Annotated in this window: 16 protein-coding genes; 9 read left to right on the top strand and 7 right to left on the bottom strand. The window is 58.4% G+C overall.

Features of this window, described 5'->3' with window-relative positions; genetic code table 11:
* Positions 1 to 100 precede the first annotated feature (100 nt).
* The 6 genes from JNB91_RS25285 (at position 101) to JNB91_RS25260 (ending at position 5,403) form a co-directional block, all read left to right on the top strand.
* On the top strand, positions 101 to 1,528 hold the full coding sequence (locus tag JNB91_RS25285) for a M20 family metallopeptidase (RefSeq protein ID WP_220328248.1): 1,428 nt from the start codon (positions 101 to 103) through the stop codon (positions 1,526 to 1,528).
* Positions 1,525 to 2,244, top strand: a complete 720-nt coding sequence (locus JNB91_RS25280; RefSeq protein ID WP_220328247.1) for an ABC transporter permease — start codon at positions 1,525 to 1,527, stop codon at positions 2,242 to 2,244. The genes JNB91_RS25285 and JNB91_RS25280 overlap by 4 nt, the downstream gene beginning before the upstream one ends.
* Positions 2,244 to 2,966 (top strand): ABC transporter permease, encoded by a 723-nt coding sequence (locus JNB91_RS25275; RefSeq protein ID WP_220328246.1) that lies wholly within the window; start codon positions 2,244 to 2,246, stop codon positions 2,964 to 2,966. Before JNB91_RS25280 ends, JNB91_RS25275 begins: the two co-directional genes overlap by 1 nt.
* Complete coding sequence (locus JNB91_RS25270) at positions 2,963 to 3,742, top strand: ABC transporter ATP-binding protein (RefSeq protein WP_430736361.1); 780 nt, start codon at positions 2,963 to 2,965, stop codon at positions 3,740 to 3,742. Before JNB91_RS25275 ends, JNB91_RS25270 begins: the two co-directional genes overlap by 4 nt.
* 37 nt (positions 3,743 to 3,779) lie before the next feature.
* Positions 3,780 to 4,625: a transporter substrate-binding domain-containing protein gene (locus tag JNB91_RS25265; protein WP_220328245.1), complete on the top strand. Its 846-nt coding sequence runs from the start codon at positions 3,780 to 3,782 to the stop codon at positions 4,623 to 4,625.
* A gap of 259 nt (positions 4,626 to 4,884) precedes the next feature.
* Positions 4,885 to 5,403 (top strand): DUF2478 domain-containing protein, encoded by a 519-nt coding sequence (locus JNB91_RS25260; RefSeq protein ID WP_220328244.1) that lies wholly within the window; start codon positions 4,885 to 4,887, stop codon positions 5,401 to 5,403.
* A 154-nt stretch (positions 5,404 to 5,557) separates the two neighbouring features.
* Here JNB91_RS25260 and JNB91_RS25255 read toward each other — a convergent pair whose 3' ends face one another.
* The 3 genes from JNB91_RS25255 to JNB91_RS25245 form a co-directional block, all read right to left on the bottom strand.
* The gene (locus tag JNB91_RS25255) at positions 5,558 to 5,911 is read right to left on the bottom strand and encodes an AraC family ligand binding domain-containing protein (RefSeq protein ID WP_220328243.1); all 354 of its coding nucleotides are present in this window, start codon (positions 5,909 to 5,911) and stop codon (positions 5,558 to 5,560) included.
* Positions 5,912 to 6,090: 179 nt separating this feature from the next.
* Positions 6,091 to 6,348 (bottom strand): DUF982 domain-containing protein, encoded by a 258-nt coding sequence (locus JNB91_RS25250; protein WP_220328242.1) that lies wholly within the window; start codon positions 6,346 to 6,348, stop codon positions 6,091 to 6,093.
* 255 nt (positions 6,349 to 6,603) lie between these two features.
* On the bottom strand, positions 6,604 to 7,371 hold the full coding sequence (locus JNB91_RS25245; RefSeq protein ID WP_220328241.1) for a S24 family peptidase: 768 nt from the start codon (positions 7,369 to 7,371) through the stop codon (positions 6,604 to 6,606).
* A gap of 228 nt (positions 7,372 to 7,599) precedes the next feature.
* On the opposite strand from JNB91_RS25245, the gene JNB91_RS25240 reads away from it, so the two are divergent.
* Positions 7,600 to 7,875: a hypothetical protein gene (locus JNB91_RS25240; RefSeq protein ID WP_220328240.1), complete on the top strand. Its 276-nt coding sequence runs from the start codon at positions 7,600 to 7,602 to the stop codon at positions 7,873 to 7,875.
* A 127-nt stretch (positions 7,876 to 8,002) separates the two neighbouring features.
* Here JNB91_RS25240 and JNB91_RS25235 read toward each other — a convergent pair whose 3' ends face one another.
* From JNB91_RS25235 to JNB91_RS25225, 3 genes are all read right to left on the bottom strand, one after another.
* Complete coding sequence (locus tag JNB91_RS25235) at positions 8,003 to 9,133, bottom strand: site-specific DNA-methyltransferase (protein WP_220328239.1); 1,131 nt, start codon at positions 9,131 to 9,133, stop codon at positions 8,003 to 8,005.
* Between the two features lie 188 nt (positions 9,134 to 9,321).
* On the bottom strand, positions 9,322 to 10,431 hold the full coding sequence (locus JNB91_RS25230; RefSeq protein WP_223218382.1) for a hypothetical protein: 1,110 nt from the start codon (positions 10,429 to 10,431) through the stop codon (positions 9,322 to 9,324).
* A gap of 229 nt (positions 10,432 to 10,660) precedes the next feature.
* A complete protein-coding gene (locus tag JNB91_RS25225) occupies positions 10,661 to 11,419 on the bottom strand; it encodes an SDR family NAD(P)-dependent oxidoreductase (protein ID WP_220328237.1) in 759 nt (252 codons plus the stop codon).
* Between the two features lie 156 nt (positions 11,420 to 11,575).
* On the opposite strand from JNB91_RS25225, the gene JNB91_RS25220 reads away from it, so the two are divergent.
* The gene (locus tag JNB91_RS25220; RefSeq protein ID WP_220328236.1) at positions 11,576 to 12,166 is read left to right on the top strand and encodes a TetR/AcrR family transcriptional regulator; all 591 of its coding nucleotides are present in this window, start codon (positions 11,576 to 11,578) and stop codon (positions 12,164 to 12,166) included.
* Positions 12,167 to 12,207: 41 nt separating this feature from the next.
* On the opposite strand, the gene JNB91_RS25215 is transcribed toward JNB91_RS25220, so the two are convergent.
* Positions 12,208 to 12,717, bottom strand: coding sequence for a DUF6622 family protein (locus JNB91_RS25215; protein WP_220328235.1), 510 nt, complete (start codon positions 12,715 to 12,717; stop codon positions 12,208 to 12,210).
* Between the two features lie 219 nt (positions 12,718 to 12,936).
* On the opposite strand from JNB91_RS25215, the gene JNB91_RS25210 reads away from it, so the two are divergent.
* Positions 12,937 to 14,577, top strand: coding sequence for a Na+/H+ antiporter (locus JNB91_RS25210; RefSeq protein WP_220328234.1), 1,641 nt, complete (start codon positions 12,937 to 12,939; stop codon positions 14,575 to 14,577).
* Positions 14,578 to 14,582: the final 5 nt, after the last annotated feature.

Genomic DNA, 14,582 nt, shown 5'->3' with positions numbered 1-14,582 from the left:
ACCCGCGCGTCTGCACAATAAATAATCAAAAAGAAATGTTGCGCAAATGTTATTCCGTAAATAGGATTGGTACCAATTTTGTCAACAAAAGACCGATAGCATGAAAAATTCCGACGCCGTCTGGGAACTGATCGACAAGAAGACGCCCGATTACACGCGCCTCAGCGACCAGGTATGGGACACACCAGAGGTGAATTACGAGGAATTCTCCTCCAGCGAGGCGCATCTGGCGCAGCTTGAAGCGGAGGGGTTTCGCATTACCCGCAATGTTGCTGGCATGCCGACAGCCGTGATGGGCGAAGCTGGCGAAGGCGGTCCGGTCATTGCCATTCTCGGCGAATATGATGCCCTTCCCGGTCTCAGCCAGGAAGCCGGCCTCGCCGAAGAGCGTCCGCTGGTCGACGGCGGTCACGGTCATGGCTGCGGGCACAACCTGCTCGGTTCCGGCTCCCTGCTGGCTGCCGCCGCCGTCAAGGATTATCTGGCTGCCAACAACCTGCCCGGCCGCATCCGTTACTACGGCTGCCCGGCTGAAGAAGGCGGCTCCTCGAAGGGCTTCATGGTTCGCGCCGGCGTATTCGATGACGTCGACATCGCCATCTGCTGGCATCCGGCCGCCTTTGTCGGCGTCAACAATCCGGTATCGCTTGCCTGCAACGAGCTGAATTTTCACTTCTCCGGCCGCGCCTCGCATGCGGCTGCCACACCCCATCTCGGACGATCCGCTCTCGACGCTGTCGAGTTGATGAATGTCGGCGTCAATTATCTGCGCGAGCACATGCCGTCGAGCGCACGCATTCACTACGCCGTCACCGATACCGGCGGCCATGCGCCGAACGTCGTTCAGGCCCGCGCCACCGTGCGCTATCTGGTGCGCGCCCGCGACCTGCCGGACCTTCTCGAACTCGTTGATCGCGTCAAGGATGTGGCAGCCGGTGCTGCCCTGATGACCGGCACGACAGTCAGAAACGAAATCATCAGCGGTGACGCCAACCTCGTCGGCAACACGCCGCTAGAAACCCTGATGCACAGCCATATCGAGCGTATCGGCCTGCCGGATTTCGATGATGCGGATCGCGCCAAGGCTGCCGAATTCCAGAAAACGTTCACGCCTGCCGACATCAAGTCGTCCTTCCAGCGTTTCGGCCTCAAGCCCCGCCCCGGCGTATCGCTTTGCGACGTGATCTTCCCGCCGGAAAGCGGCGACGCATCAATCGTCGGCTCCACGGATGTCGGCACCGTCAGCTGGGTGGTTCCGACCGTCCAGGTGCGCGGCGCCACTTACGCAATCGGTACGCCCGGCCATTCCTGGCAGCTGGTCGCACAGGGCAAGCTGCCGGCGGCCCACAAGGGCATGGCCCATGCCGCCAAGGTCATGGCCTCGACGGCTGCCGATCTCTTCGCAAATCCCGACCGGATTGCCGAGGCAAAGGCCGATTTCGCCTATCGCCTGGAAGGCACGCCTTTCGTCAACCCGATCCCGGATGACGTCGATCCTCCGATCCCGCTCGTCCAGGATGCTGCATGACACAGCCCTCCTTTCTCGATCTGATCGGCAGCGGGCCGGACGGCTGGGGACCGGCGCTTGCCGCCGGTGCCATGATGACGATCCTGATCGCGCTCGCGGGCTATGCCATCGGCATGGTCTTCGGCGCGCTCGGTGCATGGGCGAAGATTGCCGGTGGGCCGGTTGCCCGCGGCATTGCCGGCACCTACACCACGGTACTGCGCGGCATTCCTGATCTTCTCGTCATCTATCTCTTCTATTTCGGCGGCAGCACGGTCATCTCCGCCTTCGGCCATCTCTTCGGCGCAAGCGGCTTCATCAGCTTTCCCGGTTTTCTCGCCGGTGCGCTCGCCGTCGGCGTCACCTCCGGCGCGCAGCAGACGGAAGTGTTTCGCGGTGCCTACAAAGCCGTCCATGCCGGCGAGCTTGAAGCGGCGATTGCCTGCGGCATGCCTCCCTTCCTGCGCTTTCGCCGCATCATCGCGCCGCTGACATTGCGTTATGCCCTGCCCGGCATGGGCAATGTATGGCAGATCGTGCTGAAGGAATCCGCCCTCGTATCGATTACCGGCGTCGTCGAACTGCTGCGCCAGTCACAAATCGGTGCCGGCTCAACCGGCCGCCCGTTCGACTTCTACTTCATCGCCGCCATGATCTATCTCGCCATCTCGACCCTTTCGGGTGCGCTGTTGCAGTTCAGCGAAAAGCGGTTCACCCGCGGTGTCCGGAGGGGCTGATGGATTTCGTGTTTTTCTACGAGACGTTTATCACGCTGATCTCGGCAATTCCGACGACGCTGCAGCTGGCTGCAACATCAGTGGCTTTGGGAACCGTCCTCGCACTCGGTCTGGCGCTCTGCCGCCTTTCCGGCATTGCCCCGCTCGACTGGTTTGCCCGCGCCTATATTTTCGTCTTCCGCGGCACACCGCTGCTCGTGCAGATCTTCCTGATCTATTACGGCCTCAGCCAGTTCCGCGGCGTACGCCGCAGCATGTTCTGGTTCATTCTGCGCGATCCCTACTGGTGCGCGATCATCGCGCTGATGCTCTGCACCGCCGCCTATTCCGCCGAAATCATTCGCGGCGGCCTGCTCTCCGTGCCGCATGGCCAAGTGGAGGCCGGACGCGCCTGCGGCATGTCGCGTTTTCTGGTGTTCCGCCGCATCGTCATGCCCTTAGCAATCCGCCAATCGCTGCCGGCCTATTCCAACGAGATCATCTCCATGGTCAAGGCGACCTCGCTCGCCTCGATCATCACCATCATGGAAGTGACGGGCGTTGCCGCGAAGCTGATTTCCGAAACCTACCGGGCAATCGAAGTCTTCATCGTTGCAGGCGCGATCTATCTCGCCATCAATTTCCTGCTTACCCGCATCGTCGTCCTGATCGAATACCGCCTGAGCCCGCATCTGCGACAAGCGCCCAGCCTTCAGCCCGTTGCGGCAGGAGAAATGAAATGACCGCAATGACACCCACCACCACACCTGCGATCGAGGTCCGCGGACTGCGCAAGAGCTTCGGCCCGGTCGAAGTGCTGAAAGGCATAGACCTGACGGCGCATGAAGGCGAAGTCATCTCCATTCTCGGCTCATCCGGTTCCGGCAAATCGACCATGCTTCGCTGCATCAACATGCTGGAGACACCGGATGCCGGCGATATCAGCGTGGCCGGCGAAAAAATCGGTCTCAAGCGCGATGCGAAAGGCCACGGCCATATTGTCGACCGCAAGCAGGTTGAGCGCATCCGCTCCGAACTCGGCATGGTGTTCCAAAGCTTCAATCTCTGGTCCCACAAAACGGTGATCGAGAACATCATCGAGGCGCCGATCCATGTGCAGAAGCGGCCGAAAGCGGACGTGATCGCCGAGGCCGAAGAGCTGCTCGAAAAGGTCGGCATTGCCGACAAGCGCAATCATTATCCCTCGCATCTTTCCGGCGGCCAGCAACAACGTGCGGCAATTGCAAGAGCACTCGCCATGCGTCCCAAGGTCATGCTGTTTGACGAACCGACATCGGCGCTCGACCCGGAACTGGTCGGAGAAGTCCTGCGTGTCATGCGCTCGCTTGCCGACGAAGGCCGCACGATGCTCGTCGTCACCCACGAAATGGGCTTTGCCCGCGATGTGTCCAGCCGGGTGATCTTTCTCCATCAGGGCGCCATCGAGGAGCAGGGCAGCCCGGAGGAGATGTTCACCAACGCGCAGTCGGAGCGTTTTCGCAAATTCATCAGCGCCTAAGACCAATGAATACCCAACAAGGAGACGGGGAACGACAATGAAAATCATCAAGACACTGGCTGCCGGCATTTTCGCAGCTGCAACACTTGCGACCGGCGCCTTTGCGCAGGAAAAGACAGAAATCACCATCGCCACCGAAGGCGCATTCCCTCCTTATAACCTCACCAGGCCGGACGGCACGTTGGACGGTTACGATGTCGAGCTGGCGCACTACCTCTGCGACCACATGAAGATCAAGTGCACGATCGTTGCCCAGGCTTTCGACGGCATGATCCCCGCGCTTAACGCGGGCAAGTTCGACGCGATCATGGCCGGCATGTCCGCCACCGAAAAGCGCAAGGAAGTCATCGACTTCTCGATGTCTTACGGCAGCACCGGCCAGGCTTTTGCCGTGTTGAAGGACAGCGATCTTTCCAACATGCCGCTGAAGGACGCGCTTTATTCGCTTTCCAGCAATGAGGAAGGCGCACGCAAGGCGGTCGAAGAGCTGAAGCCGCTACTGAAAGGCAAGATCATCGGCGTTCAGACCGCCTCGATCGCATCGCGCTTCATCGATGAATATCTCAAGGACACCGTTGAAAAGCGCGAATACAAGACCACCGAGCAGCATGACCTTGACCTGATCGCCGGCCGCGTCGACGTGATCATGGCATCGATGGGCTATCTGAAGACCGCCGTCGAAAAGCCGACCAACAGCGACATCGAAATCGTCGGCCCGCGTTTTCAGGGTGGCTTCCTCGGTGCCGGCAGCTCGGTTGGCCTGCGCAAGAGCGACACGGCCCTGAAGGCCAAATTCGACGAAGCCATCACCGCCGCCAAGGCTGACGGCACGTTGAAGACATTGTCGATGAAGTGGTTCGGCTTCGACCTGACCCCGCAATAATTCTGCGACAAATGACAAAGGGAGCCGCGGGCGTCGCGGCTCCCGCTGCTTTTCGTGTTGTTTTCGACTCTAGAATCTTTACGTCAAAACATGAGGCAAGGTTTTCCGGCGACTCCATGGACGGCGAAAGGCATCTTCCAACATGCTGCAAATTGCGCATGGCAAAATGCTCCGTGAAGCGCTAGTTCCAGAGAGGCTGGCGACAATGGCCAAATGCGGGATCGTCTCCAGTTGGCCAAGTATCCTTTATGGGCATGCCATGCAGAAGCTTGCAGCAATCGAAATTCGGGAAGGGCAACCTTCCTCAGCGGTTTTGGATGTCGTGGCGCAAGCCTTGAGGGCCGAAGGCATTATTGTTGCAGGATACCTGCAGCGAAACCTCTCCAAACCGGCCGGCTTGACCTCAGATACGGTCCTTGAGGATATCGAGACCGGCGAGCAATTCGGCATCATGCAGGCGCTCGGAGCTTCGGCGACAAGCTGCCGACTGGATAGCGGAGCTCTGGCGGATATCGCTGCGCGCGCCCTTTCGCGGCTGGAACGACCGGCGGACATTCTCATACTCAATCGTTTCGGCAAGGCGGAAGCCGACGGGCATGGCCTGCGCGCAGCTCTGGAGATGGCCGTCAATCGGGATATTCCGGTACTGACTTTGGTTGAGCCGGAATATCTACAGGCTTGGCGCGACTATGTCGGCAACATGGCCGCAAGCCTGCCCCCCGTCTCTGCGGACGCACTCGCGTGGTACCACTCGCTGAGCAGTGTCGCCACACGTTGAGAACCTCACTCCGCCAGGGAGCCCTATATGAAACTCTTTGTCGTGAGGATCTCCGACCGGGCAAGCCGCGGCGAGTATGAGGATATCAGTGGCCGAAGCCGGAACGGCATGGTTCCGGTTATAGAATGAACTTTGCCTGTTGACGCTGCCCCTATTAGTCCTCGTGCAATTCGGCCCAGTGCGGATAGGTAACGTAAGCCGTCAGCGCAGCTTCGCCCTCCGTTGTGATTGTCACTGCTGCGCCTTTCGGCATGTAGACTATCTCGCCTGGACCGGCGGTTACGGTACCGTCGCCAGTCGAGATGACCAGATGCCCTTGAAGGACAATCATCACATCGTCAACCATCATGGTTTCCGTCAGCGTCTGGTTGGGATCATAGCGGCCATATCCGATTGTTACCGGTCCACCATGCCGTTCATCTATCAGATTTCCAACGAAAATATCGGCGCTCTGCCCCGGAGACTTGACCAGTTTGGCGTCGGCGATATTGAACTTCTGAACCCTCATCACTTCCTCCTGTGGATACGCAGGAGGTAGGGGCGCGATCACATACCGCCAGATATCCGCGACAATTTAGTCGAAAGTCATTGCACGCCAAGAGTGCATGACTGACACGCCTCGATATCTGCTCTCAATCGGCAATGCTGGCAGAGCACGCAGCGACCAAGGACATTTAAAGTCCCGGATCACTGAGCTAGTACATAGGCCTCAATGGCAGCTGAAATGAAGGACTCCTTCGCCACTTCTGCCGGTAGAACTCCCTCCGCAGCTTGTTTGCAGTCAGCAACCGCACGCAAATAGTGCTTTCCCTGATCCGTCGGCCAACGGTGTCGAAGATAGTGCATTGCATCCGACGCACTCTCCACGCGTTCCGACGAACCATGTCCAATGCGAACGAGAACCGGCACGCGAAAAGGCGCGCTGCCAATGATATCGATGGCCATTATTTCCTCCCGATGCCAACGCTATGATCTTATTTTAGGCACATGCATAATATTTGGCTGCATTTGCGAATCTGTCAATCGGAACTTGAATTAATACTTAAATTCAATCGATATATACTGTGACTTGTTTGATTTCATGATCTTTGCGAAGAAGTTAATGACCGCCTAGTGGTATCGGCGCCTGGATAGTCCGCAGCCATCGAATTCGCGCGCTGGATCAAAGCGGCCTTACGCCCTGCCGGATCCGCTTCATCGTCAACAGGCGATGACTGCGCTTCTCACTCGGCCGATGACCTCAAGTTCGGCAGATAGGGATGGTCCGATTGTCTGCGAAGGATATACGGCGCTGTTATCGGCCAGAAGCTGCACTCCCCCTTCGATCAGGCGCTGCACGCGACGGATAACAAGGCGGTTTTCGATGCGCAGTGCATAAATGCCACCATCGGCAAGTTCGCGGTCTCCGGTGTCGACAAAAAGCGGCGCCTGGTCTGCGATCGTGGGAGCCATACTGTCACCTTCGGCCAGAAGTGCAGTGACCGCATCCGGGTTGATGCCCAGTCTCGCCCAATAATCCTCAATGACCGCAACGGCGGCCGCTGATGACGGCCTTATCTCGTCATAGCCATGGATATAAGGCTGGGATGGATTGTCCATAAGACCAGGCGGCGGCGAAAAGCGCATAGCTCCGAGATGATCGAAAAGATCGATGCGGATACTGTCCGCCTCGAGCGACCACTCTCCGCCAAGATAGCGCGACGCGATACCGGCTTTTTCTGCCATCAGCCCCAACGTGGCATAGGTGGGATCTTTTATGCCGTGACGATAGTTGTCGAGCGTATTGTCGGAAAGTTCCGCCGCCTTCGCCGCCTTGGTGCGACCGCCCAGCATTTCGCAGAGTATCAGGACTTTGAACGATGTCGCCCGACGCAAGGAGTCCAGTTCCAACTTTTCCCAACCGCGGGAAAACTTGGCCAGCTTGGCCTCTATCTTTGCCGCGACATCTCCTTCGAGGGGAATTTTCATGCCTTGAAACCCTGAGTAGAAATCAGTTTGCAGGTGAAATTATTTTTACTAGCCTTGAGAATTATTCACGATCCGCACGCCGGTAATGAAAACGAAGATTATCTGCCGAAACCACAACTTCAAGTGGATTTCATGATTTTTGCCCATCTGCCTATGAGATTGGCGTTCAAAACATTTCGTGACAACCCGTATCGATAGCTGCACCTGATGTCCCATCCCGACAAATCCATGCAGACCTTTCAGACACTCGAAGAGGATTTTGCGAGAAACTATGCCTTCGACATGGAAGATGGGCTGCGCAAATCGGTCACACTTTCCCGTTTGGGCAGGAAGCTCACGGTCGAGATCATCTATATGGATGGAGCTGTTGCGGATACGACAACCGAGACCTTCGAAGCCACTGGTCCAACGAAGATCAGCGTCGCGGAAGGCGGCATCTATCTGGCCGGTTACTGCGATCTTCTCGCGGGTCGCGTCAGGCTTCGCAGAACACGTTTCTTCTAAAAGGCCAAGAAAATGGCGCCCGGGTACAGCCACCCGGGCGCCGATTATCCTCTTCCAGGACTAGAGGTACAAAACCGGAAGAGGAGCTCTGCGATCTCGACCAGACTGGGGGCGTAAGACTGGTGGTTCAGTCCAGCTTGGCAAGATCGTTGCGAATGACGACGCGGAGTTCATCGATCGGACGCAGGGACTGGCCGTCGTCGAAGTGCCAGAAGGTCCATCCATTGCAGGCATCAAAGCCCTGTACCTTTGCGCCGAGCCGGTGGATCGAGCCGGCGTCACCACCGGATGCCAGCGTGCCATCGGCGCGGATGATCGCGCTGTAGCGGCGGCGGGCATCGGTCAGAACCTGGCCCGGCTTCAACAGCCCGGCCTCGATCAGCACGTTGAAGGCAACGCGCGGCTCGGCCTTCTTGCCCGTCATGACGGTCAGTTCCGCCTTGCCGAGCGGTTCTACCACTTCGATACGGGCAGACGCTGCATCAATATAGACCTGCTCGCGCTCAATGCCGACGAAGTTGCGGCCGAGGCGCTTGGCGACCGCACCAGTCGTGCCGGAGCCAAAGAATGGGTCGAGGATGACATCACCGGGCTTGGTCGATGCCATGATGACGCGAGCGAGCAGCGCTTCCGGCTTCTGCGTCGGATGCACCTTCTTGCCGTCCTCACCCTTCAGGCGTTCGCCGCCCGAGCAGATCGGGAACAGCCAGTCGGAGCGCATCTGCACGTCGTCGTTCGACGCTTTCAACGCATCGTAATTAAAGGTGTAGCCCTTGGCCTTGGAATCGCGGCTGGCCCAGATCATTGTCTCATGGGCATTCTGGAACCGGCGACCCTTGAAGTTCGGCATCGGGTTGACCTTGCGCCAGACGATGTCGTTCAGCAGCCAGAAATTCAGGTCCTGCATGATCGCGCCGACGCGGAAAATGTTGTGGTATGAGCCGATCACCCAGATGGTGCCGGCCGGCTTGAGCACGCGGCGGCAGGCGAGCAGCCAGGCGCGAGTGAAGGCATCATACATTTCAAACGAGGCGAACTGGTCCCACTCGTCATCCACGGCATCAACGACCGAATGATCCGGGCGATGCAGCGTGCCACCGAGCTGGAGGTTATATGGCGGGTCAGCGAAGATCGCGTCGACGGAATGATCCGGCAGCGCTTCGAGAGCTGCAACGCAATCACCCTTGATGATGGAATTCATCCACGCGTCGGGACGGACCTGATGCTTCAGATCGTTCAGCGGAAGAACAGCAGCCATTTTCACACTCGCTACGCTATACATAAAACGAATTTATTGGCTGTTATGGTTACTCAATCTGGTTACCAAATGCTGAAGCAGCTGAATTATTTCGGGAAATTTTGCCATCAGGACAGGAAATAAGCGGCGGTGATATTATTTCATGCAACCACAGATTGGATGGAATCGTACGCCATGAGCACCCGAGATCAGGCCTTCTTAAGGTCTGTATCCCTCGCACTGACCAGCAATTCATCCTCCGGCGGCCAATCACCAAGAGAGCGTTCCATATATTCGGCAGGCAACGGCCCCGCCGTCATCAGGCCGAAATCGAAATTCGTGCGTCGATCGGACGCCATCACATATTGACGATGCACCCTGAGGAAGTCCAACTTGACCTTCCGGTAACGCTCGGCGGAGAGCATGTTTCGGAGGCGGATAAAAACGAGCCGTGGCTGCGGTGCCTCCGCATGTCCGGTCAGGCCCGTTACCGGGGACTTATAGAAACTGATGACATCCGTCAGACACTGCACTTCGAACCAGATGATGTTTTTTGCGTAGGCGATCGCCCCCACCCGGGCACGAAGCACCGTCGCCGAGCGCAGCAGCGCGCATTGAAGCATAGCTCCGCCAAGAGTGACAAAAACTACTTTCTTGCCATCCAGCAGACCGGGCTCCCTTTCGAGCAAGAGACCGACCGTATGGGCAGCCATGCTGGATCCCATACTGTGGGAACTGACGACATATTCATCCGCGTCCAGTTCGAATGCCTGCCTGGCCGACTGAGCGGCCGCCTCAATCCAATCGTTGACCATGAGGTCATCCAGCCGGGATACGGCAACTGCCATTTCCCAGTCTGAAAACAGGTGCAGCGTGTGAAACCGCCCCGACCATGGAATGAACAGCTTGACGAAAAAGAGATAACCGAGAGCAATGCCGACCGGCAGTTGCCACAGGCCGAGGCCCAGCCACAGAGGATAGGTTGCGAGCGCCGCACTGATCGCAAGCGCCAGCGCTACCAGAAGAAACGGGAAGATGAAAAAGAGACCGAAACGCCAGGCATGGCGGAAATAACCGAAAGCGCCGCCCTCAAGCACAACGGCTGCAGCACTGCGAAAACCTTGAGCAATCCGCGTTAGCATCGGTCGATCTGACAGATGATCAACGATCGCTCCGTGATCGAAGACAAAAAAACGCGTCGATGTCTGCCAGGCATCTCCGGGCCGGCTGGTCTCGATATCGAAATACGGCCGGCTGGGCTCATGACACAAAGCGTCGATCCTGGCGTTCAGACCCCAGAGTTCGGCGGTCTTCTGCATCGCTCTTTCGTAACGGGTCCGATGCCGTTCCGCGTCCAATGGTTCAAAGCCGGGGAAATGCAGGACAACACGTTTCTTCACGCGTGCGGATGACGGATTTTCGGGCACTCATGTTTCTTTCGCGACAGGCGGCTGCAGGTCGGAGCGCTATGATATCAACCCTGTGGCGAGAATAAGGTGGTGTGGCCGGCGCACATCCGGGCGCCGGCCGAAAACGTGGATTATATCTTCAGATTCCAAAGCCTCCCGCAACGTCGATGACGCCGCCGGTCATGTATCCACCATTCGGGCCGACCAGATGAATGACGAGGCCCGAGACTTCCTCAAGCGTCGCTATGCGGCGGATGGGATGCATGTTGAGCATTGCTTCCGGCACTTCGTCGCCCAGAACCTCTACGGACATATCGGTTGGCATGACACCGGGCTGAACGACATTGACCGTGATATTTCGCCCGCCAAGATCGCGAGCGACACCCTTGGCATAACCGATCAGCGCCGACTTGCTACCCGCATAATCGGCAGCGCCCGGAAAAGGCACGCGTGTGCCCAAGAGAGAGCCGATGAAAATGATCCGTCCACCGTCCGACAGGACCGGCGCCGCAGCGCGGGTCACAGCAACCGATCCCATGACATTGACCTGCCACTGACGGTCGAGGTTGACGATATCAAGGGCGGGATCGTCGACGGGCTTGCCCTGTACGGCAATCGCCGCATTGTTGATAAGGATATCGAGCTTGCCGAAATGCGCGATCACCTTATCGACCAGCGGTTTGGCGGCCGACATATCAGCCTGGTCGCTACGGATCGCCAGAGCGCGAACGCCCTTAGCTTTCAGCTTTTCGACCAGAGCTTCGGCCTTCTCGGCGGAGGAGACATAACTGATCGCAACATCGGCACCTTCGTCCGCCAGGGCTTGCGCAGTTACTGCGCCGAGCCCACGAGAGCCGCCGGTTACGAGGGCAACCTTGCCCTTCAAGATTTTCGACATGGGTAACCTTTCCTTAGAAGCCGAGGCGTTTCCGGATATTGAATCGCCCGATTTGTTTGAGTAACGATCATTACTATAACAATCGGTATGAAATTTGACGTGGGTCGTCAAGCGGTTTAATAATGGTCGTTATGAAAATATTTCCGGGCTGATCACATGGGTCGTCATCGCGAATTCGACGTGGAAAAGGCGCTGGACGCGGCTTTGTGCGTCTTCTGGAGCAAGGGTTACGAGGGAGCGTCCTATGCCGACCTCACCGAGGCCACCGGCGTGGCAAGACCTGCCCTCTATTCCGCCTTCGGCAACAAGGAAGCGCTGTTTGCCCATGCGCTCGATCGCTATTACGAGCGATATCTCAACTATATCCCGGATGCACTTCAAAAACCGACCTCGCGGGAAGTCGCAGCCCACATGCTCTACAACGCGATCGATCTCAACACGCGATATCCAAAGCATACCGGCTGTTTCAACATAACCGGCCTGCTTGCCGGCTCGGATGATGCCGAACCCGTGCGGCAGATGCTGATCGATGTTCGCGCGCGCGGCGAAGCGCTGTTTCGCGAGCGGTTGGAGCGCGCAAAAGCTGAAGGTGACCTGCCCGCAACCGCAAAACCCGATGCGCTCGCGGCATATCTGATGGCCGTGCTTCACGGCATGGCGGTACAGGCCAAGGCCGGTTTCAGCCGCGAAACGCTGGAAGCGGTTGCCGAACAGGCGCTTGCCGCATGGCCTGCGAAAGGCCCTTAACCCTCGCGAACCGATCTTGGAGCAACCGCCAGTTTGCTGGGCTAAACTGAGCGCCCCGCAAGCGGGAGAGCACTCAGATTCCGGCGCAGCATGAACGCCCATCCGGCAAAATAACCGACCGATCCTCCGGACAGCGCATAACCGGCCAAGCTGAGGCTTTGTATCCCTTCCGGATTAAGCGCAAGCGCGACGGCAAGCGCATAATGCAACACGAAGAGCGCCATGTTCCTGACGAGAGGCACAATACTTCCCGAGATCGTCACCTCGCGGCGCGCCGCATCCCGTGCGATCACCCTGGGGCCGAGGACGACGCCCGGCAACGCCAACAGAAAGCCCGCACCGAGCCAGATGGCAACCAGTTTGATGTCAAATGCAGACTTTCCGATCAGAGGCCAGACGCCAAGCACCACGAAGATCATCGGGACGGTCAAAAGCCGCCAAAGTGGGCGTGTTCTGGTCCTTGTCGCGGCCAATCCCTGCCAGACGAGATAGGACAGCAGAAACCATACATAGGCCGGTGTATGGGCCAGGATCTGAAGCGCGCCAGCCATATCGATTTTTCAAAATCCCTAAATTAATCAGTTGGTTTGCAACATATGGGAGGCAGGTTTCACAGCCGGATTCTTCAAGTCTACAAGCGATGAAAAACATAACCTGTCGCACGAAGATGATGCCCCGCATCTCCCGAACGACCATCCCGCGCCCTTGCCTAGCGTGGACGGCTTTTCTATTCAGGGCCTTGATTTGGAACAGCAGGGAATGGAAGAGCCATGGACAGTATCACGATAGCCCTGGTCCTGCTGCTTGCCGTCATCCTCAGCGGCACGATTTCAAGGCTGCTGCCGCTCCCCATCCCGCTGCCGCTGATCCAGATCGCCTTCGGCGCGGCGATTACCGGAATTACCGGTGACGGCGTAGTGCTGGAACCGGATATCTTCTTCCTGCTGTTTCTGCCGCCGCTACTGTTTCTCGATGGCTGGCGTATTCCGAAAGAAGGGCTGTTTCGCGACAAGGGCGTGATCCTGGAACTGGCGCTCGGGCTCGTGGTGTTCACGGTTGTCGGTGTCGGGTTTTTGATCCACTGGATGATCCCGGCCATGCCGCTTGCGGTCGCCTTCGCGCTTGCGGCGATAGTCTCGCCGACCGATCCTGTTGCGGTCTCGGCGATTGCCGCACGCGTGCCGATCCCGCCCCGGCTGATGCATATTCTCGAAGGCGAATCGCTACTCAACGACGCATCCGGCCTCGTCTGCATGCGGTTTGCGGTTGCTGCAGCCGTCACCGGCACATTCTCGCTGGCGGATGCGCTGGGCACATTCCTGTGGGTCGCAATCGGCGGCATTCTCATCGGCTTCGGCGTGACATGGCTTGTCGTGCGGATAAAGGACATCGTTTCGCGCAGGCTCGGCGAAGATCCCGGCGCGCAGATCCTGATCAGCCTGCTCATTCCCTTCGGCGCCTATCTGGTTGCCGAACACCTGCATTGCTCCGGTATCCTTGCGGCGGTCGCCGCCGGCATCACCATGAGTTACGCGGAACTGCGCGGCAAGGCGCTCGGAATTACCCGCGTACGGCGCAATGCCGTGTGGGATACGGTTCAGTTTGCATTGAACGGCATCATCTTCGTGCTGCTCGGCGAACAGCTGCCCGGTATTGTTGCGGGTGCAGCGCGGGTCGTTACCGAGACCGGGCATGTCGATCCGATCTGGCTGATCGCCTACGTGATCGCGATCAATGCGGCGCTGGCAGCCCTTCGTTTCGTGTGGGTGTGGGTGTCGCTGCATTTCACCCTGTTTCGCGCCGCCCGGCGTGGCCAGGAAATCCGCAAGCCGCACTGGAAGCTGCTGGTCGCAACCTCGCTTGCCGGTGTGCGCGGCGCCATCACGCTTGCCGGTATCTTGACGCTGCCCTTCTTTCTCGATGACGGGATCACCCCTTTCCCGGCCCGCGATCTGGCGATCTTCCTTGCTGCCGGCGTGATCATCTTCTCGCTGGTTGCGGCAAGTGTCGGCCTGCCCTTCCTGCTCAAGGATATCGAGTTGCCGCCCGAGCCGGATCACCACCAGGAAGAGGATACGGCTCGCATCGCCTCGGCGGAGGCAGCAATCCGGATGATCGAAAAACTACAGCACGCGATGAGCGAAGGCCGCACCGATGCCGATCTTTATGGCGAAGTCGGCACCCGGCTGATGGAACTCTACCGGCAGCGCATCGACGGACGCTCGAAGATCGGCGACGAGGCCGAAGAGGCCCGGCGGATGGAAGAAGTGGACAAGCGGTTGCGCCTCGCCGCACTGCGCGCCGAGCGCGACGAGATTTTTCGCCTGAGCCGCGCCCGCAAGGTTTCAGAAGAGATCGCCCGCAAGCTTATCCGCGAGATCGACCTTGCCGAGGCGCGTTATGCCGAGTGAGGTCG

Source organism: Aliirhizobium wenxiniae (assembly GCF_019511445.1).
Lineage (GTDB): Bacteria > Pseudomonadota > Alphaproteobacteria > Rhizobiales > Rhizobiaceae > Neorhizobium > Neorhizobium wenxiniae_A.
Note: the sequence above shows the minus strand (reverse complement) of the source record. Positions and strands in the feature narration are given on the sequence as shown.